Origin of the sequence: Halobacillus sp. BBL2006, assembly GCF_000786645.1 — a bacterium.
In the GTDB taxonomy this organism is placed as follows: Bacteria; Bacillota; Bacilli; order Bacillales; family Halobacillaceae; genus Halobacillus.
Window position 1 is genome coordinate 1 of sequence record NZ_JRNX01000780.1, and the last position, 1,849, is coordinate 1,849.

The 1,849-nt window shown below is 42.5% G+C and carries 2 protein-coding genes and 1 other RNA gene; 2 read left to right on the forward strand and 1 reads right to left on the reverse strand.

Annotated elements, in window-relative coordinates; genetic code table 11:
- Positions 1-733, reverse strand: a 733-nt coding sequence (locus tag LD39_RS19600) for a GNAT family N-acetyltransferase (protein ID WP_035552301.1), incomplete at its 3' end; no start/stop codon positions are given.
- Positions 734-891: 158 nt separating this feature from the next.
- Here LD39_RS19600 and smpB point away from each other — a divergent pair.
- Together smpB and ssrA are read left to right on the forward strand one after the other, a co-directional pair.
- Complete coding sequence (smpB, locus tag LD39_RS19605) at positions 892-1,356, forward strand: SsrA-binding protein SmpB (protein WP_035552304.1); 465 nt, start codon at positions 892-894, stop codon at positions 1,354-1,356.
- Between the two features lie 99 nt (positions 1,357-1,455).
- Positions 1,456-1,817: a transfer-messenger RNA gene (gene ssrA / locus LD39_RS22325) on the forward strand.
- Positions 1,818-1,849: the final 32 nt, after the last annotated feature.

Sequence of the window (1,849 nt, forward strand, 5' to 3'; positions counted from 1 at the left end):
AGTGCTCCATAAGCGTTGCAAAAAATCCAGGCTGCTGATAATGGTCGTCCCAAAAGTACTTGACGTGGGAATATTGATGTTTTTTTGTATCATTTTTAATGATGACGAATCTAGAATTGTCTGGCTTTACATAAAAGGTTGAATCCTTTAAGTATTCCTTTGTAAACAACGAAGCATTATATGGAAGAGGGTAATAACATTCGTAAGGGAACACTTCTGGGGTTGGCTGTAATGACAAAAGCAACTCTCGTTTCTTTTCAATATCAACGACATGAGTCCAGATGTTCCCAGGTGTATTTCCAGTCAGTAATTCCGGTTGGTGTAAGATTAAGTAATGGATGACAGGCCCTTGGCGAATTCCAAGCTTTTCTAGCACTCTGCGGGCGGGAATATTGCCAAGGTGAGTGTTTGCACCGATCCAGTCAACTTCTGGATGCTTCCATAATTGGTCCACGATTGGTTTAAGGAGCTCTGTGGCATTCCCTTTCTTTAGATAACGTCGATCACTTCGGAGTCGACCAAGCATGGCGAAATTACTTCCACCAAACAAGCTATATCCCCCTATAGCGAGCATCTTGCTATTTTGAAAGAGACCAAAAAGTTCATGGTTGTCTGATTCAACCAGGTTTTCGAAAATCCGGATCACATAGTCATCTTGAATGCCTGTATCCATGCATTCAAGGGCAGAGCGATCCTCAATACTCAAGGGTCTCACATTCATTACTTGTTCCATTTTATCGAGCTCCTTTGGTAAGACATATGCAAACGTATATTCTCACATTAATCGATCAAAAGTCTATCGATAATCTTCCGTTATAGCAGTGGATTTGAATTGGAAACACTGGGGACTTTTGATACAATAGAGGTTACGCAACAGAGGAGGAAATCGCTATGCCAAGAGGACATGGAAAAACGCTAGCCCAAAATAAAAAAGCAAGGCATGACTTTACTATTGAAGAAACATTCGAAGCGGGAATCGTTCTTCAAGGAACGGAAATTAAATCAATTCGTAATGGACGGATTCAATTGAAAGAAAGCTTCGCTCGTGTGAAAGATGGAGAAGTGTTCATTCACAACATGCACATCTCCCCTTACGATCAAGGGAATATCCACAACCATGAGCCTACAAGAGCAAGGAAACTTTTACTTCACCGTAAAGAGATCAACCAATTAATTGGACAAACCCAACAAAAAGGGTATTCTCTCGTACCGCTCAAGGTATATATCAAAAACGGTGTAGCCAAAGTATTGCTTGGAGTCGGTCGAGGTAAGAAGAAATATGATAAGCGAGAAGACTTGAAGCGGAAGCAGCAGAAACGTGAGATGGATCGAGCTGTCAAAGAAAGTCTTCAATAATATGCAGACTTGAAAAAAAATATATTTGTGCTATAATAATTATTGTCGCTCAAAGCGATATTGGAGATGAGCTTGTTGCTCTATCCTTTTAATCCTAACGGGGACGTTACGGATTCGACGGGGATAGGTCGAGCTCGGGTCGCGAGTCGAGGCGACGTCTCGTAAAACGTCATTTGCCTATAATAACTGGCGAATCTAACGAAAACCTAGCTGTAGCTGCGTAAGTAGTCTATAGCTGATCCTTCCTGGCATCGCCCATGTGCTAGATGAAGGGTCTCAAACTGAAGTGGGCTACGCGTTTTTCCACCGCCTGAGGAAAAACGAAGAGACTAATCAGGCTAGCTCCTCGGAAGCCTGTCGGTAGGTCGAAGAGGTAGCGAAATATAATATACCGACTACGCTTGTAGAAGCCCGAGTGCCGATATCTCCGGACGTGGGTTCGACTCCCACCGTCTCCACCAATACATATATTGGTGGTTTTTTTATGTTTTAT